This window comes from Luteimonas flava (assembly GCF_036584485.1).
Lineage (GTDB): Bacteria > Pseudomonadota > Gammaproteobacteria > Xanthomonadales > Xanthomonadaceae > Luteimonas > Luteimonas flava.
This window is the reverse complement of the sequence record NZ_JAZHBM010000002.1, coordinates 1,030,470-1,054,807: the sequence shown is the minus strand read 5'-3', so window position 1 is coordinate 1,054,807 and position 24,338 is coordinate 1,030,470. Positions and strand designations below refer to the sequence as shown.

Genomic DNA, 24,338 nt, shown 5'->3' with positions numbered 1-24,338 from the left:
CCGCCGGATCGGCTGGATCGGAAGGGCCGCGCGCAAGTGCGGCCTTTTTTGTTGGGATACGAGCCGCGCCTGCGTTCTCACAGGATGTGTAGAGCGCAGCGAAACCCATCGATTGCCCGCTCGGCAACGCGATACGGAGCACCGCGCGTCATCGCCGACGGCGCGACCTGCCGCGCCTCCCGATTCGCAGGCACCACGACGATGGTTTCGCTGCGTTCTACCCCTCCTTACGGTCACCTCGCCGCACCGTTCGCCCACGAAAAAGCCGCGCAGCGCGCGGCTTCTTCGTACAACCGGTCCGATCCGCGTGACGCGGACCGGATACGCGGGATCAGGGACGACGCGCGAGCGCTTCCTCGTCCTTGGCCTTCGGCAGCAGGTCCTGCTTGGTCACACGCAGGATGCCGTAGGTCAGCAGCGGGCACGCGATGAAGATCGAGGACACCGTACCGACCACCGCGCCCATCATCTGGGTCAGCGCCAGGCCTTCGAGCGAACCACCGCCGTAGAGGAACAGCGCCAGCGTGGTCAGGAAGAACGCCAGCGAGGTGATGATCGTGCGCGACAGGGTCTGGTTGATGGACCGGTTGAACACATCCAGCGGCGCCGCACGCATGCCGCGGAAGTTCTCGCGCACGCGGTCGAAGACCACGATGGTGTCGTTGATCGAGAAGCCCATCACCGACAGCAGGCCGGCCATCACCGTCAGGTCGAACTCGCGACCGGTCAGCGAGAACATCGCTGCGACCACCATGACGTCGAACAGCGTCGTGACGCTGGCGACCACCGCGAACTTCCATTCGAAGCGCACGCTGATGTACAGCAGGAAGCCCACCAGCACGAAGATCGCGGCGTAGATCGCGTTCTTGCGCAGGTCGCCCGAGACCTGCGCGCCGATCGACTCGGTGCTCAGAATGCGGGCTGGATTGGTTTCGCTGGACGCCGCCGCAAGCACGTTCTGGGCGAGCTCCGTGTTGCCGTCCACGCTTGTCTGGGTCTCGTCGCCGCGCACACGGATCAGCAGATCGTTGCCGCTGCCGTAGGTCTGCACCTGGGCATTGGAGATGCCTGCATTCTCGAGGCGTTCGCGCACGTCGTCGACGCCGACCGGCTGGTCGAAGCGGACGTTCACCGCGGTACCGCCGGTGAAGTCGAGTGCGAAGTTGAAGCCCTTCAGGCCGACGACGGCGAACGAGCCGACGAACAGCAACAGGAACATTGCGATCCACACATGTCGCAGCCGCAGGAAGTCGATGCGGGTGTCATTGGGGACGAGTGTCAACGGAAAAATTTTCATGGGGTCTATTCCGTCAGATCGCCAGGGACTTGAGCTTCTTGCGCGGTGCATAGATCAGCGTGACCAGTGCGCGCGAGACGACGATTGCGGTGAACATCGATGCGATGATGCCGATCACCAGCGTCACCGCGAAGCCCTGCAACGGGCCGGTGCCGAAGGCGTACAACGCGGTACCCGCGATGATGCCGGTGAGGTTGGAGTCGAAGATGGTGTCCGAGGCCTTCTCGTAGCCGGTCACGATCGCCGCTTTGGGCGGCATGCCGGCCCTGAGCTCCTCGCGTATGCGCTCGTTGATCAGCACGTTGGCGTCGACCGACAGACCGATCGACAGCGCCAGGCCGGCGAAGCCGGGCAGCGACATCGTGGCGCCGAACAGCGACATCACCGCGACCACGATCAGCAGGTTCAGGATCAGCGCCAGGCAGGTGACGACGCCGAACATGCGGTAGTAGAACAGGAAGAAGATCAGGGTGAACACGAACGCGTACAGCACCGCGGTCACGCCGCGCTCGACGTTCTCCGCGCCCAGGCTCGGACCGACGACGCGTTCTTCGACGAAGTCCATCGGCGCGGCCAGTGCACCGGCCTTGAGCTGGCTCGCCAGATCGGTGGATTCCTCGCGGCTCAGACCGGTGGTCTGGAACTCGCGGCCGAATACGCCGCGGATGGTCGAGGAGCTGATCACGCGCTCGACGCTGCGCGAGGAACGCACTTCTTCGCCATTCACCATGCGCACGGTCGGAATCCGCTCGACGTACACGATGCCCAGGCGCTGACCGACGTTCTGCAGCGTGTGGTCGAGCATGCGCTTGCCGCCGGCGCTGTTGAGCGTGATGCCCACGGCCGGGGTGCCGGTCTGCGAATCGGTCTGCGGATTCGCGTTGATCAACTGATCGCCCTGTACGAGCACGCGACGCGACAGCAGCAGCGGCGTACCGGCGTCGTTGTAGTAGATGCGCGAATCGGCTGGGATGTTGCCCGACGCGACCGCAGCCGCGGCCTGGTTCTCGTCGCCGGTGACGGCGCGGAACTCGAGGGTCGCGGTGGCGCCGATCAGGCGCTTGGCTTCAGCGGTGTCCTGCAGGCCGGGCAGCTGGATGACCAGACGGTCTTCGCCCTGACGCTGCAGCACCGGCTCGGCGACGCCGATCGCGTTGATGCGGTTGGAGATCACGGTGCGGTTCTGCTCGACCGCGTCGCTGGCGATGCGCGAGATCTCGCCCTGCGACAGGCGTACGGTGATGCGGTTGCCTTCGGTCGTGATCTGCGGGCCGCTGCCGCCAACGGTCTGGCCGGAGGCGCTGGCGAGGCTGGTCGCGATCTGCGTCCGCGCGGCGTTGACGTCGGCGCCTTCGGTCAGCACCACGCCGATGCTGTTGTCGGGGCGACGCTCGACGCTGGAATAGCCGATGCGCGCGTCACGCAACACCGTGCGGATGCTGTCGGCGTAGCCCTCGACGCGCTTCTGCAGCGCCGCGGCCTGGTCGACCTGCATCACGAAATGCACGCCGCCCTGCAGGTCCAGACCCAGCGACATCGGACGCGCGCCCATGTTCGACAGCCAGTCCGGCACGGTCGAAGCCAGATTCAGCGCGACCGAATAGTTCTCACCCAGTTCCGGACGCAGCGTGTCGGACGCCAGCGTCTGCGCATCGGCATCGTGCAGGCGCAACAGCAGGTGGTTCTCGTCGATCTCGGTGCCGACCGGCGTCACGCCGGCGGCCTTGAGCAGTCCGTCGACCCGCGTCTTCAGCGCCTCGTCGATGCGCGCCTCGCTGGTGCTCGGGGTGATCTGCACCGACGGGTTCTTCTGGTAGGCATTGGGCAGCGCGTACAGCGCGGCCAGCACCAGAACGACCAGGATGAGGGCATATTTCCAACGCGGGAATTCAAGCATTGCCTTGCCTCGGACGCCGCACGCGGGCGGCGCCTGGAGAGATGACGGAACGAAGGATCAACGATCGACGATCGGGATCAGGCGGACTTCAGCGTGCCCTTGGGCAGCACGTTGCCGACCGCACCCTTCTGCACGCGGATTTCCACGCGCTCGGCGATTTCGATCGTCAGGAAGCTGTCGCCGATGTTGCGCACCACGCCGGCGATGCCGCCGTTGGTGATGACCTCGTCGCCGACCGACAGCTTCTCGAGCATCGCGCGGTGTTCCTTGGTGCGCTTCATCTGCGGGCGGATCATCAGGAAGTACATGATCGCGATCAGGATGATCGGGAAGGCCAGCGTCGACAGCATGCTGGGGCCGGCAGGTGCGGCGGCAGCGGCGTGGGCGGGGGCGATCACAAGGTCCAGCAGATTCATCGGAGCATCCATGGGTCGAAAACAGACAGCGGGCGATTATGACACGGCCGGGCGCGGGCGCAGGCCGGGTCGCGGGTGAATGGGCGGTGATGGGGCCGGAGACGTCGCCGGGACGGCTCAGGCGCCCGGATTCCCCGCCCGGGCGCTGTAGAAAGACTCCCGGAACGCGGCAAAGGTTCCCGCGGCGATCGCCGCGCGCATGTCGGCCATGAGCGTCTGGTAGTACCAGAGGTTGTGCAGGGTGCCGAGCATCGGCCCGAGCATCTCGCCGCAGCGGTCCAGATGCCGCAGGTAGGCGCGGGTGAAGCCGCCGCTGCAGGCCTCGCAGCCGCAGCCCTCCTCGATCGGCCGCAGGTCCTTCTCGAACTTCGCGTTGCGGATGCGGATCACGCCGGTCGAGGTGAAGAAATGCCCGTTGCGCGCGTTGCGGGTGGGCATCACGCAGTCGAACATGTCGACGCCGCGCGCGACCGCTTCGACCAGATCTTCCGGCCGGCCTACGCCCATCAGATAGCGCGGGCGGTCCTGGGGCAGCTGCGGCGCGGTGTGGTCGAGCATCGCGTTGCGCTCGTCCTCGGTTTCGCCGACGGCCAGGCCGCCGATCGCGTAACCGTCGAAGCCGATGTCCTTCAGACCTTCCGCCGAGCGCGTACGCAGGTCGTGGTGCACGCCGCCCTGCACGATGCCGAACAGCGCCGCATCGTTGCCCTCGTGCGCGCGCTTGGAGCGCGCGGCCCAGCGCAGCGACAGCTCCATGGATTTTTCGACCACGCGCGGATGCACCGGCTTGCCGTCGATCTGCACCGGCGGGCACTCGTCGAAGATCATCACGATGTCCGAATCGAGCACTTTCTGGATGCGCATGCTTTCTTCGGGCCCGAGGAACACCTTCGCGCCATCGGTCGGCGCGGCGAAGGTGACGCCTTCCTCGGTGATCTTGCGCTTGTGCGCCAGCGAGAAGACCTGAAAACCGCCGGAATCGGTGAGGATCGGCTTGTCCCAGCGCGCGAAGCCGTGCAGGCCGCCATGCGCCTCGATGACCTCCAGGCCCGGACGCAGATACAGATGGAAGGTGTTGCCGAGAATGATCTCCGCACCCAGCGCGCGCACCTGCTCGGGCAGCACGCCCTTGACCGTGCCGTAGGTGCCGACCGGCATGAAGGCGGGCGTTTCGATGGTGCCTCGCGGAAACGTCAGGCGGCCGCGGCGCGCGACGCCATCGGTGGTGATCAGCTCGAACTGCAATCTGGACATGGAGACTCTTGATCGCGGACGACGGTCAGGCGGCGGGCGCGTGCGCGCCCCACAGCAGCATCGCGTCGCCATAGGAGAAGAAGCGGTATTCCGCCTGCACGGCATGGTCGTAGGCGGCGAACACGCGGTCCTTGCCGGCGAACGCCGAGACCAGCATCAGCAGCGTGGATTCGGACAGATGGAAATTGGTCACCATCGCGTCGACGCTGCGGATGCGGTAGCCGGGGAAGATGAAGATCTGCGTCTCGCCGGCGAACGGATGCAGTTCGCCGTCGACGCTGGCGCTTTCCAGCGCACGCACGACCGTCGTGCCGACGGCGATCACGCGACCACCCGCCTCTCTCGTGCGGCGGATTTGCGCGACGAGCTCGGCGCCGACGTTGAGCCACTCGCTGTGCATGCGGTGCTCGCGGACGTCTTCGACGCGCATCGGCAGGAAGGTGCCGGCGCCGACGTGCAGGGTGACGTGACCGAAGTCGATGCCGCGCGCGCGCAGGCGCGCGAGCAGCGCGTCGTCGAAATGCAGACCGGCCGTCGGCGCCGCGACCGCGCCGACTTCGCGCGCGAATACGGTCTGGTAGCGCTCGGCGTCGTCCTGGCCCGGCTCGCGCCGGATGTAGGGCGGCAACGGCATGCGCCCGGCCTTGAGCAGCCAGGATTCGAGCGTGTCGTCGAGCTCGAACCGCAGGTGATAGAAGCCCTCGTCGCGCGACAGCACCTCGGCGCTGCCACCGGCATCGAGCTGGATGCGGCCGCCGGGTTTGGGCGACTTGCTCGCGCCGATCTGCGCCCGCGCCTCGTTGCCGGGCAGCAGCCGCTCGATCAGGATTTCCACGCGCCCGCCGCTGTCCTTCTGCCCGAACAGCCGCGCCGGAATCACCCGCGTGTCGTTGAAGATCAGCAGATCGCCCGGCTGCAGCAGGTCCGGCAGGTCGCGAACGTGCCGATCCTCGAACGCGCCCTGGCCTGGCGGCACGACCAGCAGCCGGCTCGCCGAGCGCTCGGCCAAGGGGGCCTGGGCGATCAGATGTTCGGGCAGGTCGAAGTGGAAGTCGGACTTCTTCAAGAGATCGGCGGGGAATGCGGGGGAGACATTGTAATGAAGGCAGACAACGAGGTCGGCGGGGCGAAGCTTGAGCCCCTCTCCCTTTGGGGTGAAGAAAGACGTTGGCGAGCCACTGGCTCGCGTGTCGATGAACGCCCTCGCGGCGAAGCGAGGGCTGGGGCGCGGAGCGGGGGTTGGGGTGAGGGTGCTTTTCATTCCGGGATGACAGGACGGGACGGCTGGAAAGCCCTGCCCTCACCCGATGCGCTACGCGCATCGACCTCTCCCGGGGGGAGAGGTGTTGGGTCGATCCGCGAGCCCCGCCCTCACCCCACCATCGGCATCCGCCGATGGTCCTCCCCTCTCCCCGAGGAAGAGGGGCCAGCGCGTCTTCCGCAAGCGGAAGACAGATTCATCTTTCGAACTTCGTCGACAGGATGATCGACGACGTCGTCCGCTCGACCCCTTCGATGCAGCCGATGCGGTCGGTCAGTGCGTCCATGTCGGCCACCGTCGGCACCACGCCCAGCGCGATCAGGTCATAGGGCCCGCTGACCGAATGCAGCGCGCGCACCGCATCGATCGCCCGCAGGGCGGTCACCACCGGCGTGGTCTGCCGCGGACGCACGGTGATCATGATCTGGGCGCGGATGTGGCCCTGCTCGAAGTCGTCGCGCACGCGCACGGTGTAGCCGCTGATCACGCCTTCGCGCTCCAGCCGTTCGATGCGACTCTGCACCGTGGTGCGCGACAGGCCCAGCCGGCGCGCGATTTCCGCGGTCGACAGGCGCGCGTTCTCGCGCAGCAGCATCAGCAGGCGGACATCGGCGGATTCGGTGGACATGGGCACGGGCACGGTTCGGCGATCTGCCGAAATTCTACGATTCCTTCGGCGTTCCGTCGCTTCCGTCCGACGGAATCGTCCAGATAATGGAGAGAGCGCCGGCGCCGCTGGATCGAACAGGTGTGCTGCCGGCCCTCCCCGACGTCCCAAGGAGTGATTCGCATGTCCGTGATCCAGATCCTCGCCCCGCTGCGCGCCCATGGCGGCACGCGCCGCACCACCGGTCTGCCGGACGATGTGCTCGAACGCTTCGCCGCGACGCACCCCGAGCTTCTCGAAGCCGCGCACGCCGCCGTCGACGCGCACGCGCAGCTGCAGCAGGACTTCGCCGATCTGCTCGACCTGGACGAGGATGCGCAGGCGCGCGCCGTGCAGGCCGGCTACATCAATTTCTACCCCGGGGACGCGGTGAACCCGTACGTCGCGCTGACCGCGCGCGGCCCGTGGATCGTCACGCTCAAGGGCGCCGTGCTCCACGATTCGGGCGGCTACGGCATGCTCGGCTTCGGCCACACGCCCAAGGCCGTGATCGACGCGATGGCGCAGCCGGTGCCGATGGCCAACATCATGACGCCCAGCCTGTCGCAGCTGAAGCTCGATCGTGCCCTGCGCCGCGAGATCGGCCACACCCGCGGCGGCTCGCCGTACAGCCATTTCCTGTGCCTGAACTCCGGCTCGGAATCGGTCGGTCTCGCCGCGCGCATTGCCGATATCAACACGCGCACGCAGACCGATCCGGGTGGCCGCCACGCCGGCCGCACGGTCAAGCGCATCGTCGTCAAGGGCAGCTTCCACGGCCGCACCGAGCGCCCGGCGCTGTATTCCGATTCCTCGCGCGCGACCTACAAGAAGTACCTCGCGAGCTTCCGCGACGAGAATTCGCTGATCGCGATCGCACCCTACGACGCCGACGCGCTTCGCCAGGCCTTCGCCGATGCGGATGCGAACGGCTGGTTCGTCGAAGCGGTGTTCCTGGAGCCGGTGATGGGCGAAGGCGATCCCGGCCGCGCGTTGCCGCCGGCGTTCTACGCCGTCGCCCGCGAACTCACCCGCGCACACGGCAGCCTGCTGCTGGTGGATTCGATCCAGGCCGGCCTGCGCGCGCACGGCGTGCTGTCGGTCGCCGACTATCCCGGCTTCGAAGGCCTCGACGCGCCGGACATGGAGACCTACTCGAAGGCGCTCAACGCCGGCCAGTACCCGCTGTCGGTGCTCGCCGTGACCGAACGCACCGCGCAGCTCTACAAGAGCGGCGTCTACGGCAACACGATGACCGCCAATCCGCGTGCACTGGAAGTCGCCTGCGCCGTGCTCGCGCAGCTCACGCCCGAAGTGCGCGCCAACATCCGCGACGCCGGCCGCAAGTCGGTCGAAGCGCTCGAAGCGCTGAAGGCGGAACTCGGCGGCCTGATCACCAAGGTCCAGGGCACCGGCCTGCTGTTCTCCTGCGAACTGGCGCCGCAGTTCAAGTGCTACGGCGCCGGCTCGACCGAGGAATGGCTGCGCGAGCAGGGTCTGGGCGTCATCCACGGCGGCACCAATTCGCTGCGCTTCACGCCGCACTTCAACATCGACGACGCCGAGATCGCGCTGGTCGTGTCGATGGTCGGCAAGGCATTGCGCGAAGGTCCTCGCCAGACGAGCGCAGCGGCGGCCTGACGGTCCGCGCCGATCGCCTTCCGCCGCGGAAGGCCGATCGGGCCCGCGTGCGCGCAAGCGGGCCCTTCGATTAATCTGCATCGATTCCATGGAAGGAAATCGATGTGGCGTATTCCGCCGGATCCCGCAGCCGCCACCGCGCGGCACGACTGTTCGCGAGCGACACGGTCGCGCGCATCGCATCCGCCGGTCTCACCGTCCTGCTCGGCATCGCGGTACTGCACTGGCTGCCCGCGCGGGACGCGCGGGTGTCCGGCAGGCCCGCCGTTGCGATCGAGTTGGTGTTTTTGACGCCGGCGCCGCTGTCTTCGGCCAGCCCTACCCCATTGGCCCCGCCCGCGATCGCCGATACGCGCGCACCGATGCCGCGTCGGGCGACAGTCCCATCCCGCACCGCGCCCGATCCCGCGACGGACACGACGCACACAGCACCCGACGCCGCCATGCGTCTCGACTACGGCGCGCTGCTGGGTGACACCGCGCCCATCGCGTTCGCCGAACGTCTGCCGGGCCAACGCGATGCGTGGCGCACGCCATTCGAGGCGCGCCCGGAACGTTTCCGGATGCGCCGCCAGATCACGCCGGAAGATGTCGTCCGCGGCTTCGCGCAACTCGTGGGCCTGTGGCCGCCCGGCTATACCGACAGCCCGTGCCCGGCGATCCGCGGGCTTATCGCGGCCACACCCGACATGCCATCGCCCCGCGAACGCGCCCTGCTGCAGGACGCGGTGCTGGCCCGCGAGCAGTTCTGCAGTTGAAGCGCGACGCGGTGCGCGCTCACCTCGCGTCGAAGCCGTCCTTCGCCGCGCGCATTACCGTCTTCGCTTCGTCCACCCCGCCCCAGCCACGCAGTTCCACGCGCTTGCTGCCGGCCGGCAGATCCTTGTAGACGCGGAAGAACGCCTCGATGCGCTCGCGCTCCATCGCGGGCAGGTCGTCGATCGAGCGGATGCCGGCATACGTCGGATCCACGTCGTCGACCGGCACACCGATGATCTTCTCGTCGGCGTCGCCGCCGTCGATCATCCGCAGCACGCCCAGCGGGCGGAAACGGATCAGCACGCCCGGATGCAGCGGCGCGCGCGTCAGCACCAGTGCGTCGAGCGGATCGCCGTCGCCGGCATGCGTGCCGGGCATCGAGCCGTAGTTCGCCGGGTAGGCCATCGGCATCGACAGGAACCGGTCGACGAAGATCCGGCCTTCCGCATCGCTCTCGTACTTGGTGAAACTGCCGGCCGGAATCTCGACCAGCAGCACGGCCTCCTCCGGCGCGTTCGCCGGCTGGCGATCGTGCGCGGGCGGTGTCGCGGCATGCGCCGCGAAGGGGATCGCGCAGGCCAGCGCGGCGGCGAGCAGCGTTGCGGACAGTCGGGTGCGCACGTGCATCACTCCCAGCACCGGTCGGCACGTCCCTTGAGCGTCTCGTCACGCGCGCAGTCGCGCGGTGCGATGCGGCCTTCGGTGATCTCGTGCAGCGTGCGTGTCTCCGGCGTCGCGCCGCGGATCTCGAACGCGTCGTAGAGGCGGCCGGTCGCGGTGCGCGATTCGTAGTGCAGCGTGTCGCCGTCGAGGCGGATCACCTGGAACAGCTGGGTGTCCTCGGCGGTCGGCGCCATGTCGCGGCGGGCGCCATCCGACAGGCGGTACTGCTTCGCGCCGACCACCGACACGAGGTACTGCGGCGTCGCGCGTTTCGCGTCCTCGCCGGGGCGGCGGCCATAGACGTGGTCGTGGCCCTGCAGCACCAGATCGACGCGGCGGCGCTCCAGCACCGGCAGCACCTGCTCGCGCAGCGCGACGTTGTCGCGATCCTGGCGCGGCGAATACATCGGCTGGTGGATCAGTGCGATCGACCACGGATGCGGATTGGCGGCCAGCGTGCGATCCAACCACGCGGCCTGCGCTGCGGCGGTGCCGAGATCGAGCGCGGACGTGCCGTCGAGCACCACCACGCGCACGCCCTGATAGTCGAACCAGTAGCTGGTCTGCTCCGCACCGGGCGCGCCATTGGCCGGCAGCGCGAACGTCCGCGGCCAGTGGCCGCCGAGCACGCGACGCTCCTGCGGCGTGTCCTCGAACTCTTCCCAGTACTCGTGATTGCCCGGTGCCGGTGCGTTGACGACCATCGTCGCCAGCGGGCCGACCGCGTCGAACCACTCGCCCCACTCGTTGTCGTCCTCGCCGTCGCCACCGCTGACCAGATCGCCGGCGAACAGCGCGAGCTTCGCGTCGGGCGCCTGCCGGTGCGCTTCGCGCAGCACGCGCGTGCTCAGGCTCGCGTTCTTGTTCTGGGTGTCGCCGAAGTAGAGCAGCGTCAACGGCGCATCGGCCGCGGCCGCGGTGCGCGTCTGCATCCACGGGCTCCAGGTGCCGCCGCCCTGCACGCGCCATGCGTAGAGCGTATCGGGCTGCAGGCCGTCGACCTGCGCGCGATGGAACTGCGCCGCGCCGTTCTCGCCTTCGAGCGAGGCGCTGCGCGCGGGGATGCGCCGACGCGGGCCCATGTCCGGCGAATCGCCGGCGAAGACGAGTTCCAGCACCGGCGACTCGACCGAAGCTGCCGTGCGCCAGGACACGCCGAAGCCCGTCGAGGCGTCCTGCGCGGGCGAGGCGACGATGCGATCGGGAAACACGCTCGGCGCGTAGCGCATCACGCCTTCGGGTACGAGCGTGTTCGGCTCGACGCGCGTCTCGCCGGCGGCGCCGGCGTGAAGCGGCATCGCGAGCAGCGCGGCGCTCAGCAGCAGAAGACGGGGCAGGCGTGCGGGCAGCGCGTATTTCATCGGGGAGGTGTCCTTGTGTGGAACCGCATCCGCTGCAGGCGAACGCGTCGCGCACGGCGGATGTCGAAGAAGCGGGTCTGGAGAGGTGATGCGGCGACCGCCATCTCACCGTCGCATCGATGTCGCGGGACGGTCATGCGTATCGACACAGCGCGTCATGATCGCCGCGCGAAGTTGCAGACACGTTGCATGCACGCCGCGACATCGCACTGACGCGTCGCCACAACAGAACTGTCATCGAAGCGTCGCAAGATGCCGACCCCGGGGGAACGGGTCGTCGCCGACGGGCGACGTACGCCACGACGCAGACCACGCAACGCACGCCGCTTTCCGCGACGTGACGGCGGCGGCTTCGCCATGCCCTCGACACACGCAGCCCTCATCGGAGTCCCCATGTCACCCAGTCGTACCGTCCTCGCCGCGGCCATCGCCGCCACGCTCGCCCTGGCCTGCCCGCAGCCCGCCACCGCACAGCCGTCGAGCGTCGACACGATCGCCGCCATGGCGAACACGATCGTCGGCAAGGTCAGCGAAGCCTCGCGCGGTGTGTCGCTCGAAGGCGCGATCGTCACCGTCGACGGCCGCCAGGTCAGCACCGACCGCGAAGGCTTCTTCCGCGTGACCGGCCTGGCGCCGGGCCGCTATCCGCTGCAGGTCGACTATCTCGGCTATACGCGCCACCTGTCCGACGTCGAAGTCGGCGACACCCGCGGCGCGCAGGTCGAGGTCACGCTGCGCAGCACGGTGGCCGCGACCGACATGGGCGTGGTCGAAGTGCGCGCCAGCCGCGACGCGCAGGCCATGGCGCTCAACCAGCAGCGCGCTTCGACGAATTACGTCAACGTGGTTTCGGCCGATCTGCTGGGCCAGTTCCCGGACAACAACATCGCCGAATCCACGCAGCGCATCCCGGGCGTGTCGATCGAACGCGACCAGGGCGAAGGCCGCTACGTCACCGTGCGCGGTGCGCCGAAAGAGTTCACCACCGTCACGATCGACGGCGTGCAGCTGGCCAATCCCGATGCCGCCAGCCGCGGCGTGGAGCTGGACACGATTCCCTCCGACGTCATCGCCGCGCTCGAAGTCACCAAGGCGATCACCCCGGACATGGACGGTGACGCGATCGCCGGCAACATCAACATCCGCACGCAGAGCGCGCTGGACCGCGAAGGCCTGACGCTGCGCGCGTCGGCGGCGGGCGGCAAGTACCAGCTCGGCGACGGCGACAACCAGCGCTACAACGCCACCATCGGCAACCGCTTCGGCGCCGATGGCAACATCGGCGTACTGATCTCCGGCTCGATCAGCAAGCAGGGGCGCTTCACCGACAACGTGGAAACGCTGTACAGCCGCATCGGCGCCGACACGTTCGCGCCCAGCGAAATCCAGATCAAGGACTACGAAGGCCTGCGCACGCGCAAGGGCATCACCGGTCGTTTCGATTACCGCATCAACCCCGACAACCTGGTCTACTTCGTCGTGTCGGACTCGAACTTCGTCGACCGCGAGTTCCGCGACAACCTGACGATCGCGCTCGACAATTACGCCACCGGCTCCGACGAGACCACCGGCCGCGCGCGCGCGACGTTCGACAAGGAGCTGCGCGAGCGCACCTACGACAAGTCCATCCGCACCTACAACCTCGCCGGTGAGCATTTCCTCGGCGAGATGTGGAAGCTCGACTGGCAGGCCTCGCAGAGCCGGGCTACCAAGACCACCAGTCCGCGCATGCAGTACATCTTCCGCTCCAGCGTGCGTCCGCAGTTCGCCTACGACTATGCCAATCCGGACTTCCCGACCTGGACCATTCTCGGCCGTCCCGACGCGCCGGCCAGCGGCGTCAACCTTCCGGAGAGCTGGTACGCGTTCCGTCGCCTCAACGATCGTTACGAATACGGCGAGGAAGACGAGAACGCATTGCGCGTGGACCTTGGGCGCCAGCAGACGTTCCTGGGCGACAGCGGCGACATCAAGTTCGGCGTCCGCGCCCGCCAGCGCGACAAGATGTTCGACGACGAGCGTTACCGCAACGGCAGCGCCTCCGACTTCGCCGGCCTCGGCATCCGCTATTCGGACATGCTGTGTGACAGCCTGTCGAACAACTTCGATTACTTCCTGACCGGTCGCCGCTTCTGCCGCGACATCTTCGACAAGTACGCCGGCCCGCTGCTCGAGAGTGGCAATCACGCGCGTTTGATCCCCGACTCGCTGACCGGCGACTACCGGGCCGAAGAGAACGTCTACGCGGGTTACGCGCGCATCGATGCCAACTGGGATGCGCTGACGATGATCGCCGGTGTGCGCTACGAGCGCACCGAGCTCGAAGGCAGCGCGCTGCAGTTCGACGAAGACAGCGGCGACGTGCTGCCGCAGACCGCCAGCCGCAGCTACGGCAACGTGCTGCCGAGCCTGCATTTCCGCTACGAAGCGAATCCGGACTCCATCCTGCGCGCCGCCTACTCCACCGCGATCAACCGCCCGGACTTCATACACACCGCGCCCTACCGGGTGATCGGCGAGGCGGACGATCTCAACGTGATCGCCATCAGCGAAGGCAATCCGCTGGTCCGCGAAGCATTCGCGCACAACCTGGACCTGTCGTTCGAGCATTACCTGCGACCGCTCGGCCTGATGTCGGCGGCGCTGTTCTACAAGCGCATCGACGACCCGCTGTTCGTCGCTTCGCGCGACGAGGCCGCCGGTCCCGGCCAGGTCTTCCGGATCACCCGCGCCGAGAACGGCGAAAAGGGTCGCATCTACGGCGCGGAACTGTCGTGGCAGCAGACCTTCGACAGGCTGCCGGGTGCCCTCTCGGGTCTGGGCGTCTACGCCAACTACACCTACGCGAAGTCGAAGGCCGAGCTGCCGTTCGATCTGGGCGAGACCGAACTGCCGGGCACCTCGCGGACGAACTACAACGTCGCCCTGACCTACGAGAAGTCCGGTCTCAACGCGCGTCTGGCCTACAACTACCGCTCGAAGTTCATCCAGTCCTTCGATATCAGCAATCCGGAACTAAACGTGTACTGGAACGACCGCGCCAGCCTGGATTTCTCGACCAGCTATACGCTCGGCGATGGCTGGAGCGTGTTCGGCGAGATCAACAACATCCAGGACACGAAGCAGATCCGCTTCCAGGGCCAGCGCAACCGCGTGCTGGAAATGGAAGGCTTCGGCCGCTCGTGGCTGGCGGGCGTGCGCTACCAGTTCTGATCCATCGCCTCACCGTGCGTGACGAGGGGCCGGCCTGTCCGGCCCCTCTGCGTTCCGGAGACGGGGGCGCCCGCTGCGGAGACGCATGCGATCCTATGCGCATCGCTTCCGCACAGGTCACACCATGAAAACCGTCGAAGTCCGCCACCCGCTGGTGCAGCACAAGCTCGGCCTGATGCGCCGCGCCGACAACAGCACCAAGACCTTCCGCGAACTCTCGGCGGAAGTCGCGACGCTGCTGACCTACGAGGCCACGGCGGATCTGGAAACCGAGGATGCCGAGGTCGAGGGCTGGGCCGGCACCGTGCGCGTGCGCCGCATCAAGGGCCGCAAGATCACCCTGGTGCCGATCCTGCGCGCCGGCATCGGCATGCTGCCCGGCGTGCTCGATCTCATTCCCGCGGCCAAGGTCAGCGTGGTCGGCATCAAGCGCGACGAGGCGTCGCTCGAAGCGGTGCCCTATTACGAGAATCTGGTCGGCGACATGGCCGACCGCACCGCGCTGATCCTCGATCCGATGCTGGCGACCGGCGGCACGCTGATCGCCACGGTGGCGATGCTCAAGGCCGCGGGCGCGAGCCGCATCAAGGGCCTGTTCCTGGTCGCCGCGCCGGAAGGCCTGCAGGCGCTGGAAGCGGTGCATCCGGATGTCGAGGTCTACACCGCCTCGATCGACGAACGCCTCAACGAGAAGGGCTACATCCTGCCCGGCCTCGGCGATGCCGGCGACAAGATCTTCGGTACGCGGGTGGACTGAAAACCCGCGGCCGTAGGAGCGCGCTTGCGCGCGATGGCGTTGCGCGCGAACGCCCATCGCGCGCAAGCGCGCTCCCACCCGAACGGTTACGGGACGATCATCGCCCCGACGACGAAACGCCAGATGCCGAACGCGGCCATCGCGAACAGCGTGGCGAACGTCAGCAACGCCCCGGTACCGCGACCGAACGAATAGCCCGCCGAGCCGCCCAGTCCGATCGCATGCAGCACGCGCGCGACCAGCAGCGCGATGCCGAACGTCCACAGCAGCGTGGTGTTGACGGCCGCCAGTTCCAGCAGCGCGAGCAGCAGCAGGCCGAGCGGGACGTACTCGATGAAATTCGCATGCACCCGGACCTTGCGCGACAGGGTCTCGTCGCCGCCGGTGCCGATGCCGATCTTGTGCACGTTGCGGTGCAGGACCACGCGGACGGTCAGCACGAGGTACAGCAGCACGTGCAGCGATGCGATGAGAAGCGAAATGCGAGGCGTCATGGCGTGGTCTCGAAGGGATGCTGCAGGGAACGCGCGGCGAGTGCCGCGGTCGGATGTGTGGCGCTGAAACGGCCGGCCTCATCGCGTACGACCTGCACCAGCGCGATGTCCGGATCATGCGTGAGGAACAGGCGCACGCCGCGCGCCGCCATGTCGACGAGAAACGCCTGTTTCTCGTCGATGATCAGCTCGGGAAAGCGGTCGTAGCCCATCGTGATCGGCACGTGCACCCACGGCAGGCCTGGCACGAGATCGGCGCAGAACACCACGCCGCCGTGATGCACGCCGTCGTGCACGTCGGGGCCGAGGATCTCGGCCAGCATCATGCCGGGCGTGTGGCCGTCGCTGTAATGGAAGCGCACTGCGTCGCCGAGCGAAGGCGCGTGCGCGCCTTCGATGAATTCCAGCCGGCCCGTGGCTTCGAGCAGTTCGCACAGGCCGGGAATGAAGCTCGCGCGGTCGCGCGCATGCGGTCGCTTCGCACGCAGCCAGTGCGGCGTGGACAGCACGAAGGTCGCGTTCGGGAACAGCAGTTCTGGCGTACCGCCTTCCGACCACGGCGCCAGCAGGCCGCCGGCGTGATCGAAATGCAGGTGGCTCAGCACCACGACGTCGATATCGGTGTGCGCGAACCCCGCGTCGCGCAGCGAGTCGAGCAGCACGTGCCGGTCTTCCTGCACACCGAAGCGCGCACGCAGCTTCGGCTCGAAGAACGCGCCGATGCCGGTTTCGACCAGCACGGTCTTGCCGTTGAGCGGCGTCGCGAGTAGGCCGCGCGTCGCCAGCGGGATGCGGTTGAGATCGTCGGGCGTGGCCCACTGCGTCCACATTGCACGCGGCGCGTTGCCGAACATCGACCCGCCGTCGAGCTTCTGGGTGTTGCCCTGGATCGACCACAGCTTCATGACACCCTCCCGCGTCAGACCGGTGGCCGATTGTAGGCGCAGCCGCTCAGCGCGCGATGGCTTCCACTTTCGCCGAGCCGACCGGATTGCGCGGATCGCTACCGCCGGTGAGTGTGCCGGTCGCGCGGTTCCATTCGATGGTCTGCAGATTGCCCCAGACGTGGCTGGACCCGCGACCACCCGCAGCGCGATCGCCGGGCAGATCGACGGTATGGCCCATCGCGCGCAGCTTGGCCGCGGTGTCGGCGGAGAACGCATCGGACTCGGCCGAGATCGTGTCCGGCATCCACTGGTGGTGGTAGCGCGGCAGCGCGGCGACGGACTGCGCATCGAGGCCGGCGTCGTAGCCGAGGATGCCCAGCAGCACCATCGTGATGATGCGGCTGCCACCGGGCGTGCCGAGCACGGCGACGCGATCGTCGGACACGAGGAAGGTCGGCGTCATCGAACTGAGCGGGCGCTTGCCCGGCTTCGGCGCGTTCGCCTCGAAACCCATCACGCCGAACGCGTTCGGCACGCCGGGCTGCAGCGCGAAATCGTCCATCTCGTTGTTGAGCAGCACGCCGGTGCCGGGCGCGACGAGGCCGCTGCCGAACAGCAGGTTGACCGTCTGCGTGACCGCGGCGCGGTTGCCGGCGGCATCGACGATCGAGAAGTGCGTGGTCTCCTCGTCTTCCAGCGGGGTCGGATCACCCGACAGCAGATCGCTCGGCGTTGCCTTCGCCGGATTGATCGTCGCGCGCAGGCCGGCGGCGTAGTCGCGGCTCAGCAGCGTGCGCTGCGGAATCTTCACGAAGTCCGGATCGCCCAGATAGAAGGTGCGATCGCGGAACGCGCGGCGCATCGATTCGACGACCAGATGCGTGCGCGCGGCATCGTCGAGTTTGGTCAGATCCCAGGGCTCGAGGATCTGCAGCATCTGCGCCATCGCGATGCCGCCCGACGACGGCGGCGGCGCGGTGACCACGTCCCAGTCGTGGTAGCGGAAACGGATCGGCTCGCGTTCGACGACCTTGTAAGCGGAGAGATCCGCAGCGGTCCATTCGCCGCCTTCTGCATTCACGCCGGCGACGAGCTTAGCGCCGGTGTCGCCGCCGTAGAACCCGTCGAAGCCGCGCTCGGCGAGCAGACGCAGGGTGTTCGCGAGATCGGGCTGGCGGAAGGTGTCGCCCTCCTTCGGTGCCTGGCCATCGGCGAGGAACACCGCGCGCGTGCCGGGGTAGCGCTCCATCACCGCGCGACGCGACTGGTAGCCGCGCGCGAACCGCGCATAGACCGGGAAACCTTCTTCGGCAATGCGGATCGCCGGCGCCAGCGATTTGGACAGCGGCAGCGCACCGTAGGTCTCGGCGATGTGCGCGAAGGCGGCAGGGAGGCCGGGAATACCGGCCGACCACGGGCCGTTCTCCGCGCGGTCGCGGTCGAAGCTGCCGTCAGGCTTGCGGTAGCGATCCGACTGCGCGCTGGCCGGTGCGGTCTCGCGCGCGTCGACGAAGATGTCGCGGCCGGTCCTGGCGTCGTGCAGCAGGAAGAAGCCGCCGCCGCCGAGGCCGGACGAGATCGGTTCGACCACCGACAGCACCGCCGAGGTCGCGATCGCCGCGTCGAAGGCGTTGCCGCCCTCGCGCATGACCTGCAGGCCGGCTTCGGTCGCGAGCGTATGCGCCGAGGCGACCGCGTTGCCGGGCGGCGTCGCGGTGTTCTGCGCACTGCGGGCCGCAGGCGCATCCGGCGCACGGACGTCGCGTGCACACGACGGCGCGACCGCGAGCAGCAGCATCGACAGCAGCAGCGCCGGCAGGCCGGCGGACGCGAAGCGGGAACGGCTCATGACGCCTCCTGCTGCAGGCGCGCCAGCTTGGCGAGCAACTGCACCTGGGTTTCGGGGATGTCGGGATCGGGATCGATGCATTCGACCGGGCAGACGACCACGCACTGCGGCTCGTCGAAGTGGCCCACGCATTCGGTGCAGCGCGCCGGATCGATGACGTAGATCGTCTCGCCCTGCGCGATCGCCTGGTTCGGGCAGGCCGGCTCGCAGACGTCGCAGTTGACGCAGAGCTCGTTGATCTTCAAGGACATGTGCGCATTGTAGAGGGTGCGCCGTGGCGCCGGCGTTCCATCGGTGGAACTCGGTCCACCGCGCGCCCTTCAGATACGACGACGCCACCGGGCTTGCGCGCGGTGGCGTCGTCGAGGAACGGCGGGCCGGACGCGCCGGCCGCCGTCGAAGCGCTGGATCAGCCTGCGTTGTCGATGAACACGTACTGCGAACCGGTCGGCTCGACGGCGGCCTTGACGCGCTCGCTGTCCGCTGCGCTGCCGATGAACAGCACGCGCACGCCGTTCATGGTGCCGGCGCCGACCTTGGCGAACGAGGCGACGGTCAGATCAGCCGTGCGCGTCGAATCCAGGCCCGCGAAGATCAGCAGGTTGCCGCGGGTGATGCCGCGGGCGACGTCCTGCTCGGCCTTCTCGAGCAGACGCTCGTACGCACCGTCGACCGGGGTCGACATCGTCGGGTCACCGTCTGCGGTCGTGGCCTCTGCGGGCGGCGCGTCGGCGGCGGGCGCCGGCGCCGGCGGCACCAGATAGACGTAGGGCGAGTTGTTGACGCCTTCCATGTGGCGGCCGGCCACGTCGTTGAGATAGGCGTTCCACGCGGTCTTGTCCTCGGTGGTTGGCACCGCGACCGGCGCGGCTTCGACCTGCTGCGGCTCTTCCTTCTTGCCACAGGCGATGACCGGCAGGACGAGGCAGGCGATCAGCATTGCGCGGGTGATGGACTTCATGGGATTCCCTCTTCTTTTCTCTGGTGTTTGATGGGCAACGTCAGCGTTGCGAGTGTTTGCGCAATGCGCGATCGACTGCGGCGGGCACGAAACCCGACACGTCGCCGCCGAGACGCGAGATCTCGCGCACCAGCGTGGAGGAGATGAAGCCGTACTGCTCAGCCGGCGTGAGGAACAGCGTCTCGACATCCGGAATCAGATGCCGGTTCATGCTGGCGAGCTGGAATTCGTACTCGAAATCCGACACCGCGCGCAGGCCGCGCAGCAGCACACCGGCGCCGACCTCGTGCACGAAGTGCGCGAGCAGCGAATCGAAGCCGATGACTTCGACATTGGTGTGGTGGGCGGTCGCGACGCGGGCCAGTTCGACGCGCTCTTCGAGCGTCATCGCCGGGCGCTTGGCCGGGCTTTCGGCAATGCCGACGATCAGCTTCTCGAACAGCGGCGCGGCCCGGTCGACGAGGTCGACGTGGCCGTTGGTGATCGGATCGAAGGTCCCGGGATAGACCGCGATGCGGTGGCGGCTCGCACTCATGGCTTGCGTTCGCTGTCGAAGGAATCGGGAGGCACGTGGCGCGGGCGGCAAGTGTAGCAGCGGCGCGGGCGGCGATCAGCCGGCGCGCCGGTACAGCGCGCAGTGCGCTTCGCGGGTCGCCAGCTCACGGTGCAACTGCCAGCCGGCACCGGGTTGCGCGGGCCGTTCGGCCATCGATTCGACGTACAGCCAGGCGTCGGCCGCCAGCACCGGCGCGAGCGCGGCAAAGGCCTGCGCCCACAGGTCGGCGGCGAACGGCGGATCGACGAAGGCGATGTCGATGCTGCCCGCCGGCAACGCGCCCGCCATCGACACTGCATCGCCGCGCTGGACCGAGACCACCTCGCCGCCGGACAGGCGCGCCGCGGTCGCGGTCAGGGCTGCGGCGAGTCCGAGGTCGCGTTCGACCACCACCGCACTGGCCGCGCCGCGCGAAACCGCCTCCAGCCCGAGCGCGCCGGTGCCCGCGAACAGGTCGAGCACGCGCGCGCCCGGCAGCACCGGCTGCAGCCAGTTGAACAGGGTTTCGCGCACCCGGTCCGAGGTCGGCCGCAAGCCGGCGACATCGGGCACCTCCAGCCGCGTGCCACGCCAGCGACCGCCGACGATGCGTACCCGGCCCGGGCCGGTGTTGCGGTCGACGTTCGGTGACGACCTGCCCGAGCCGCCGTGACGAGGGGTCTTCATGCGTCTGCGCCCGCACGGGGCGCCTGAAAGGCGGGTGATACCATGCGCGCCATTCTCCCCCATCCCCGACCCGACCGCCGCATGGTCAGCTGGTTCAAGCGCGACAAATCCCCCGACAAGCCCGAGGCCGACAGCGGCCGACGCCGCCTCAGCGCCGAAGAAATCGCTGCCGCGTTCGCGCCGCCCGCTGCGCCCGCGCCTGCCCCTGCGCAGCCGCCCGTGGTGTCGCCGACGACGCCCGCCGTTACGCCTGATACCCAGGCTGTCGAACCGGTCGCGACACAGCCGCGATCGCTCGATGCCGAGCATTCGTCCGCTGACGCGACGTCGCCGGCGACCGCGATCGCACCGGTCGTTCCCGAAGCCGTCGCAACGCCCACGCCTCCGCCGCCCGCCTTTGTCGATCCAGCCGCGGCGCTGGCCGACTACGTGTTCGCGAGCACCATGCCCGCCGCCGCGCCCGGCAAGTCCGGCTGGCGCGAGCGTCTGGGCGGCAGCACGTTCGCAAAGAGCTTCGGCGGTCTGTTCTCCCGCAATCCGAAGCTCGATGAAGATCTGCTCGACGAGATCGAAACCGCGCTGCTGACGGCCGACGTCGGCGTCGCCGCGAGCACCGAACTGGTCGAGTCCCTGCGCAAACGCATGAAGGCGCGCGCGTTCGTTGATGCCAACGATCTGCTCAAGGCGCTGCGCGGCGACCTCATCGCCATGCTCGAACCGGTCGCGAAGCCGCTGGTGATCGATACGAATGCCAAGCCGTTCGTGATCCTGACCGTCGGCGTCAACGGCGTCGGCAAGACCACCACGATCGGCAAGCTCGCCAAGCGCTACAAGGACGAAGGCCATGCGTTGATGCTCGCCGCCGGCGACACCTTCCGCGCGGCCGCGGTCGCCCAGCTCAAGGCCTGGGGCGAGCGCAATGGCGTGCCCGTCGTCGCCCAGGGCCAGGACGCCGATCCGGCCGCGGTCGCCTTCGATGCGCTGCAGGCGGCGAAGTCGCGCGGCACCGGCATCCTGATCGCCGACACCGCCGGCCGCCTGCACACGCAGCAGGGCCTGATGGCCGAGCTCGGCAAAATCCGCCGTGTGCTCGGCAAGATCGACGCCACCGCGCCGCACGAAGTGCTGATGGTCATCGACGGCACCACCGGCCAGAATGCGCTGTCGCAGTTGCGCCAGTTCAATGCCGCGGCGCAGGTCACCGGTCTGGTCGTGACCAAACTCGACGGCACCGCCAAGGGCGGCGTCGTGTTCGCGCTGGCCCGCGAGTTCGGCATTCCGATCCGCTTCGCCGGCATCGGCGAGCGCCCGGAAGACCTGCGCGTGTTCGACGCCGAATCCTTCGTCGACGCGATGCTGCCGGAGACGCTGGGGGCGTGAGCAACCCCGCTCCGGCGCCCGAGCCATCGGCGCCGCGGCGCCTGCGCGGGTTGCGCCTGCTGCTGATGGCGCTCGCACTGGCGATCGTCGCCGCGCTGCTGGTGCAGGTGCTGCTGCCGCCCGAACGCGCCCTGCGCCTGGTGCTCGCGCGCCTCGAACCCACGCTCGGACTGCGCATCAGCTTCGAAGGCGATGTCGAGTACCGCCTGCGCGGCACGCCGCAGCTGGTGGTGCGCGACGTCCGCATCGCCGCGACCGGATCGGACACGTCCGACCCGCCGATGCTTCAGGCCGAACGCATGTTGCTGTCGCTGCCGTGGAAGACCATCCGCAGCCGCGGCGCCGATCTCGAGATCACCCGCGTCGAACTCGATGCGCCGCGCCTGCATCTGCCGTCGCTGCTGCGCTGGCTCGATGCGCGTCCACCGGGCGACGGCAAGGTGCCGTCGATCACCGATGGCGTGCGCATCGTGCGCGGACGTCTCGACGGCGATGGCTGGCGCATCGACGGACTCGCGTTCGAGCTGCCGGCTCTGCATGCTGATCGCGCGATCGACGCGCAGATCGGCGGCACCGTGCATCTCGATGCGCTGCAGGCGCCATTCCGGCTGCGCTTGCATGCGGATCGCGCGGTCGATGCGCGTGCACTGCATGCACGCGGCACGCTCGCTCTGATCCATGCGTCCGGCCGGCTCGACACCACGCTGCAGGCCGATGCCACACGCATCGATGCCGACATGCCCGGCTTCGCGCTGTCACCGCTGCGCGTCGCGGCGGATGCGCGCTGGACGGGCACCGACGCTGCCGAACCGCTGCCGTTCGTACTCGGCCTGCACGGCGCGCTGCATGTCGGCGGCGACGGTAACGTGCTCGGCTTCGCGCCGATGGGCATCGCGCTACGCGGCCAAGGTGTGGTGCCGGATCTCGTCGCCGGCGGACGCATCGCACTCGGCGATCGACTCGCCCTCTCGCTCGATGGCCGCATCGCGCGGTGGCCGGAGGCATGGCCGACGCTGCCGCCGCCGTTGTCGAACTCGACGCAGCCTTTGCCGTTCGCGCTGCGCTATGACGGTCCGGCGGATGTATCCGCGCCGATCGCGCTGCGGCTCGAACACGAACATGCACGCTTCGATGGAGAGGCGCGGATCGCGGCGATGCTCGACTGGTTCGACACGCTCGCCAGCGGTTCGCCGCTGCCGCCGCTGCGCGGCCAGCTGACCGCCGATCGCGTCGAAGTGTCGGGCGCGGTGCTGGAAGGCGTCGAGATCACGTTCGACGATGGCAGCGGAGACACGACGCCGTGAGCGCACGCACCGACTACGCGACGCGTCTGCTGGCCTGGTTCGACGTGCACGGCCGCCATGACCTGCCGTGGCAGCACCCGCGCACGCCGTATCGCGTGTGGCTGTCGGAAATCATGCTGCAGCAGACCCAGGTGCGGGTCGTGATTCCGTACTTCGAGCGCTTCGTCGACGCGCTGCCCGATGTGCGCGCACTCGCCGGCGCGCCCCAGGACACCGTGCTCGCACTGTGGTCGGGCCTCGGCTATTACGCCCGCGCGCGCAATCTGCACGCCGCGGCGCAGCGCTGCGTCGAGCTGCACGATGGCGATCTGCCACGCGATCTCGATGCCCTGCTGGCCCTGCCCGGCATCGGCCGCAGCACGGCCGGCGCGATCCTGTCGCAGGCCTGGGGCGATCCGTTTCCGATCCTCGACGGCAACGTCAAACGCGTGCTCGCGCGGCGCCACGCGGTCGAGGGCTGGCCTGCGCAGCCGAAGATCGAAAAGCAGTTGTGGGCGATCGCCGCGACGCTGCTGCCGGCAACGCGCCTGGCCGACTACACCCAGGCGCAGATGGATTTCGGCGCGACGCTGTGCACGCGCCACAACCCCGCGTGCCTGCTGTGCCCGGTCAACGACGACTGTGCCGCGTTCGCGCAGGGCCGCGTCGACGAACTGCCGACGCCGCGCCCGACCAAGGCCCTGCCCGAGCGCGACGCCAGCGTGCTGCTGCTCGAAGACGCCAAGGGCCGCGTGCTGCTGGAAAAGCGCCCGCCGACCGGCATCTGGGCTGCGCTGTGGTCGCTGCCGCAGGCCGAAGATGACGCGCGCGCGGTCGATTGGCTGCGTGCGCATGCGCCCGGCCTCGTCGACGCCGTCGATCTCGATACGCCGCGGCGCCTGTTGCCGGTGCAGCACGGTTTCACCCATTTCAGACTGCGCCTGCAACCGCTGCACTGGTCGGGCCTCCCGGCCCGTCACCGCGTGGGCGACAATGACCGACTGCGCTGGGTGGCACGCGATGAACTCGCGACGCTCGGCATTCCCGCCCCGATCCGCACGCTGCTGCTGGCGCCGCGCATCGCAACCGAGGATTGA

23 protein-coding genes are annotated in these 24,338 nt (G+C 68.4%); 7 read left to right on the top strand and 16 right to left on the bottom strand.

What is annotated here, in order from left to right; translation table 11 throughout:
* Window positions 1-331 precede the first annotated feature (331 nt).
* The 6 genes from secF to V3391_RS11765 all read right to left on the bottom strand — a co-directional run bounded on the left by secF (window position 332) and on the right by V3391_RS11765 (window position 6,753).
* The gene (gene secF / locus V3391_RS11790; RefSeq protein WP_332078596.1) at window positions 332-1,297 is read right to left on the bottom strand and encodes a protein translocase subunit SecF; all 966 of its coding nucleotides are present in this window, start codon (window positions 1,295-1,297) and stop codon (window positions 332-334) included.
* A 13-nt stretch (window positions 1,298-1,310) separates the two neighbouring features.
* Window positions 1,311-3,194, bottom strand: coding sequence for a protein translocase subunit SecD (secD, locus tag V3391_RS11785; RefSeq protein ID WP_332078595.1), 1,884 nt, complete (start codon window positions 3,192-3,194; stop codon window positions 1,311-1,313).
* A gap of 77 nt (window positions 3,195-3,271) precedes the next feature.
* Window positions 3,272-3,610, bottom strand: a complete 339-nt coding sequence (gene yajC / locus V3391_RS11780) for a preprotein translocase subunit YajC (RefSeq protein WP_332078594.1) — start codon at window positions 3,608-3,610, stop codon at window positions 3,272-3,274.
* 117 nt (window positions 3,611-3,727) lie between these two features.
* The gene (tgt, locus tag V3391_RS11775) at window positions 3,728-4,864 is read right to left on the bottom strand and encodes a tRNA guanosine(34) transglycosylase Tgt (RefSeq protein WP_332078593.1); all 1,137 of its coding nucleotides are present in this window, start codon (window positions 4,862-4,864) and stop codon (window positions 3,728-3,730) included.
* 25 nt (window positions 4,865-4,889) lie between these two features.
* Window positions 4,890-5,930, bottom strand: coding sequence for a tRNA preQ1(34) S-adenosylmethionine ribosyltransferase-isomerase QueA (queA, locus tag V3391_RS11770; RefSeq protein ID WP_332078592.1), 1,041 nt, complete (start codon window positions 5,928-5,930; stop codon window positions 4,890-4,892).
* A gap of 391 nt (window positions 5,931-6,321) precedes the next feature.
* A complete protein-coding gene (locus V3391_RS11765) occupies window positions 6,322-6,753 on the bottom strand; it encodes an Lrp/AsnC family transcriptional regulator (RefSeq protein WP_332078591.1) in 432 nt (143 codons plus the stop codon).
* A gap of 162 nt (window positions 6,754-6,915) precedes the next feature.
* Between V3391_RS11765 and V3391_RS11760 the strand changes: the two genes are divergently transcribed.
* Complete coding sequence (locus V3391_RS11760; RefSeq protein ID WP_332078590.1) at window positions 6,916-8,412, top strand: aminotransferase class III-fold pyridoxal phosphate-dependent enzyme; 1,497 nt, start codon at window positions 6,916-6,918, stop codon at window positions 8,410-8,412.
* Window positions 8,413-8,482: 70 nt separating this feature from the next.
* Here V3391_RS11760 and V3391_RS11755 read toward each other — a convergent pair whose 3' ends face one another.
* A complete protein-coding gene (locus tag V3391_RS11755; RefSeq protein ID WP_332078589.1) occupies window positions 8,483-8,857 on the bottom strand; it encodes a hypothetical protein in 375 nt (124 codons plus the stop codon).
* Between V3391_RS11755 and V3391_RS11750 the strand changes: the two genes are divergently transcribed.
* Window positions 8,856-9,170, top strand: a complete 315-nt coding sequence (locus V3391_RS11750) for a hypothetical protein (RefSeq protein ID WP_332078588.1) — start codon at window positions 8,856-8,858, stop codon at window positions 9,168-9,170. The two genes, V3391_RS11755 and V3391_RS11750, sit on opposite strands and share 2 nt — an antisense overlap.
* Window positions 9,171-9,189: 19 nt before the next feature.
* Here the strand turns inward: V3391_RS11750 and V3391_RS11745 are convergent, their stop codons facing one another.
* Complete coding sequence (locus V3391_RS11745) at window positions 9,190-9,798, bottom strand: inorganic diphosphatase (RefSeq protein ID WP_425497241.1); 609 nt, start codon at window positions 9,796-9,798, stop codon at window positions 9,190-9,192.
* A complete protein-coding gene (locus tag V3391_RS11740; protein WP_425497254.1) occupies window positions 9,798-11,183 on the bottom strand; it encodes a purple acid phosphatase family protein in 1,386 nt (461 codons plus the stop codon). The genes V3391_RS11745 and V3391_RS11740 overlap by 1 nt, the downstream gene beginning before the upstream one ends.
* 405 nt (window positions 11,184-11,588) lie before the next feature.
* Here V3391_RS11740 and V3391_RS11735 point away from each other — a divergent pair, with 405 nt between their 5' ends.
* Window positions 11,589-14,408 carry a TonB-dependent receptor gene (locus V3391_RS11735; RefSeq protein ID WP_332078587.1) on the top strand — a complete coding sequence of 940 codons (2,820 nt, stop codon included), beginning with the start codon at window positions 11,589-11,591 and terminating at the stop codon, window positions 14,406-14,408.
* Between the two features lie 124 nt (window positions 14,409-14,532).
* Window positions 14,533-15,165, top strand: coding sequence for a uracil phosphoribosyltransferase (gene upp / locus V3391_RS11730; RefSeq protein ID WP_332078586.1), 633 nt, complete (start codon window positions 14,533-14,535; stop codon window positions 15,163-15,165).
* 86 nt (window positions 15,166-15,251) lie between these two features.
* On the opposite strand, the gene V3391_RS11725 is transcribed toward upp, so the two are convergent.
* The 7 genes from V3391_RS11725 to rsmD form a co-directional block, all read right to left on the bottom strand.
* On the bottom strand, window positions 15,252-15,659 hold the full coding sequence (locus tag V3391_RS11725; RefSeq protein WP_332078585.1) for an MAPEG family protein: 408 nt from the start codon (window positions 15,657-15,659) through the stop codon (window positions 15,252-15,254).
* Window positions 15,656-16,564 carry an MBL fold metallo-hydrolase gene (locus V3391_RS11720; protein WP_332078584.1) on the bottom strand — a complete coding sequence of 303 codons (909 nt, stop codon included), beginning with the start codon at window positions 16,562-16,564 and terminating at the stop codon, window positions 15,656-15,658. Before V3391_RS11720 ends, V3391_RS11725 begins: the two co-directional genes overlap by 4 nt.
* A gap of 46 nt (window positions 16,565-16,610) precedes the next feature.
* Window positions 16,611-18,395 carry a gamma-glutamyltransferase gene (gene ggt / locus V3391_RS11715; protein WP_332078583.1) on the bottom strand — a complete coding sequence of 595 codons (1,785 nt, stop codon included), beginning with the start codon at window positions 18,393-18,395 and terminating at the stop codon, window positions 16,611-16,613.
* Window positions 18,392-18,646, bottom strand: coding sequence for a YfhL family 4Fe-4S dicluster ferredoxin (locus tag V3391_RS11710; RefSeq protein ID WP_232115790.1), 255 nt, complete (start codon window positions 18,644-18,646; stop codon window positions 18,392-18,394). The genes ggt and V3391_RS11710 overlap by 4 nt, the downstream gene beginning before the upstream one ends.
* A 158-nt stretch (window positions 18,647-18,804) precedes the next feature.
* Window positions 18,805-19,356 (bottom strand): hypothetical protein, encoded by a 552-nt coding sequence (locus V3391_RS11705; RefSeq protein WP_332078582.1) that lies wholly within the window; start codon window positions 19,354-19,356, stop codon window positions 18,805-18,807.
* A 40-nt stretch (window positions 19,357-19,396) separates the two neighbouring features.
* Window positions 19,397-19,891 (bottom strand): pantetheine-phosphate adenylyltransferase, encoded by a 495-nt coding sequence (gene coaD / locus V3391_RS11700; protein ID WP_232137019.1) that lies wholly within the window; start codon window positions 19,889-19,891, stop codon window positions 19,397-19,399.
* A 75-nt stretch (window positions 19,892-19,966) separates the two neighbouring features.
* A complete protein-coding gene (rsmD, locus tag V3391_RS11695) occupies window positions 19,967-20,578 on the bottom strand; it encodes a 16S rRNA (guanine(966)-N(2))-methyltransferase RsmD (RefSeq protein WP_332078581.1) in 612 nt (203 codons plus the stop codon).
* An 81-nt stretch (window positions 20,579-20,659) separates the two neighbouring features.
* On the opposite strand from rsmD, the gene ftsY reads away from it, so the two are divergent.
* The 3 genes from ftsY to mutY are packed head-to-tail and all read left to right on the top strand — an operon-like array spanning window position 20,660 to window position 24,338.
* A complete protein-coding gene (gene ftsY, locus V3391_RS11690) occupies window positions 20,660-21,958 on the top strand; it encodes a signal recognition particle-docking protein FtsY (protein WP_332078580.1) in 1,299 nt (432 codons plus the stop codon).
* Complete coding sequence (locus V3391_RS11685; RefSeq protein WP_332078579.1) at window positions 21,955-23,262, top strand: AsmA family protein; 1,308 nt, start codon at window positions 21,955-21,957, stop codon at window positions 23,260-23,262. Before ftsY ends, V3391_RS11685 begins: the two co-directional genes overlap by 4 nt.
* Window positions 23,259-24,338 carry an A/G-specific adenine glycosylase gene (gene mutY, locus V3391_RS11680; RefSeq protein WP_332078578.1) on the top strand — a complete coding sequence of 360 codons (1,080 nt, stop codon included), beginning with the start codon at window positions 23,259-23,261 and terminating at the stop codon, window positions 24,336-24,338. Before V3391_RS11685 ends, mutY begins: the two co-directional genes overlap by 4 nt.

Coding starts and splice junctions, on each gene's coding strand:
- V3391_RS11755 (WP_332078589.1), bottom strand. CDS start 8,857: ATGGCGGCGTCGGGTGCTGTGTGCGTCGTGTCCGTCGCGGGATCGGGC.
- upp (WP_332078586.1), top strand. CDS start 14,533: ATGAAAACCGTCGAAGTCCGCCACCCGCTGGTGCAGCACAAGCTCGGC.
- yajC (WP_332078594.1), bottom strand. CDS start 3,610: ATGAATCTGCTGGACCTTGTGATCGCCCCCGCCCACGCCGCTGCCGCC.
- V3391_RS11760 (WP_332078590.1), top strand. CDS start 6,916: ATGTCCGTGATCCAGATCCTCGCCCCGCTGCGCGCCCATGGCGGCACG.
- V3391_RS11720 (WP_332078584.1), bottom strand. CDS start 16,564: ATGAAGCTGTGGTCGATCCAGGGCAACACCCAGAAGCTCGACGGCGGG.
- V3391_RS11735 (WP_332078587.1), top strand. CDS start 11,589: ATGTCACCCAGTCGTACCGTCCTCGCCGCGGCCATCGCCGCCACGCTC.
- ftsY (WP_332078580.1), top strand. CDS start 20,660: ATGGTCAGCTGGTTCAAGCGCGACAAATCCCCCGACAAGCCCGAGGCC.
- V3391_RS11745 (WP_425497241.1), bottom strand. CDS start 9,798: ATGCACGTGCGCACCCGACTGTCCGCAACGCTGCTCGCCGCCGCGCTG.
- tgt (WP_332078593.1), bottom strand. CDS start 4,864: ATGTCCAGATTGCAGTTCGAGCTGATCACCACCGATGGCGTCGCGCGC.
- ggt (WP_332078583.1), bottom strand. CDS start 18,395: ATGAGCCGTTCCCGCTTCGCGTCCGCCGGCCTGCCGGCGCTGCTGCTG.
- coaD (WP_232137019.1), bottom strand. CDS start 19,891: ATGAGTGCGAGCCGCCACCGCATCGCGGTCTATCCCGGGACCTTCGAT.
- V3391_RS11705 (WP_332078582.1), bottom strand. CDS start 19,356: ATGAAGTCCATCACCCGCGCAATGCTGATCGCCTGCCTCGTCCTGCCG.
- secD (WP_332078595.1), bottom strand. CDS start 3,194: ATGCTTGAATTCCCGCGTTGGAAATATGCCCTCATCCTGGTCGTTCTG.
- secF (WP_332078596.1), bottom strand. CDS start 1,297: ATGAAAATTTTTCCGTTGACACTCGTCCCCAATGACACCCGCATCGAC.
- V3391_RS11725 (WP_332078585.1), bottom strand. CDS start 15,659: ATGACGCCTCGCATTTCGCTTCTCATCGCATCGCTGCACGTGCTGCTG.
- V3391_RS11750 (WP_332078588.1), top strand. CDS start 8,856: ATGCGTCTCGACTACGGCGCGCTGCTGGGTGACACCGCGCCCATCGCG.
- rsmD (WP_332078581.1), bottom strand. CDS start 20,578: ATGAAGACCCCTCGTCACGGCGGCTCGGGCAGGTCGTCACCGAACGTC.
- V3391_RS11765 (WP_332078591.1), bottom strand. CDS start 6,753: ATGTCCACCGAATCCGCCGATGTCCGCCTGCTGATGCTGCTGCGCGAG.
- V3391_RS11710 (WP_232115790.1), bottom strand. CDS start 18,646: ATGTCCTTGAAGATCAACGAGCTCTGCGTCAACTGCGACGTCTGCGAG.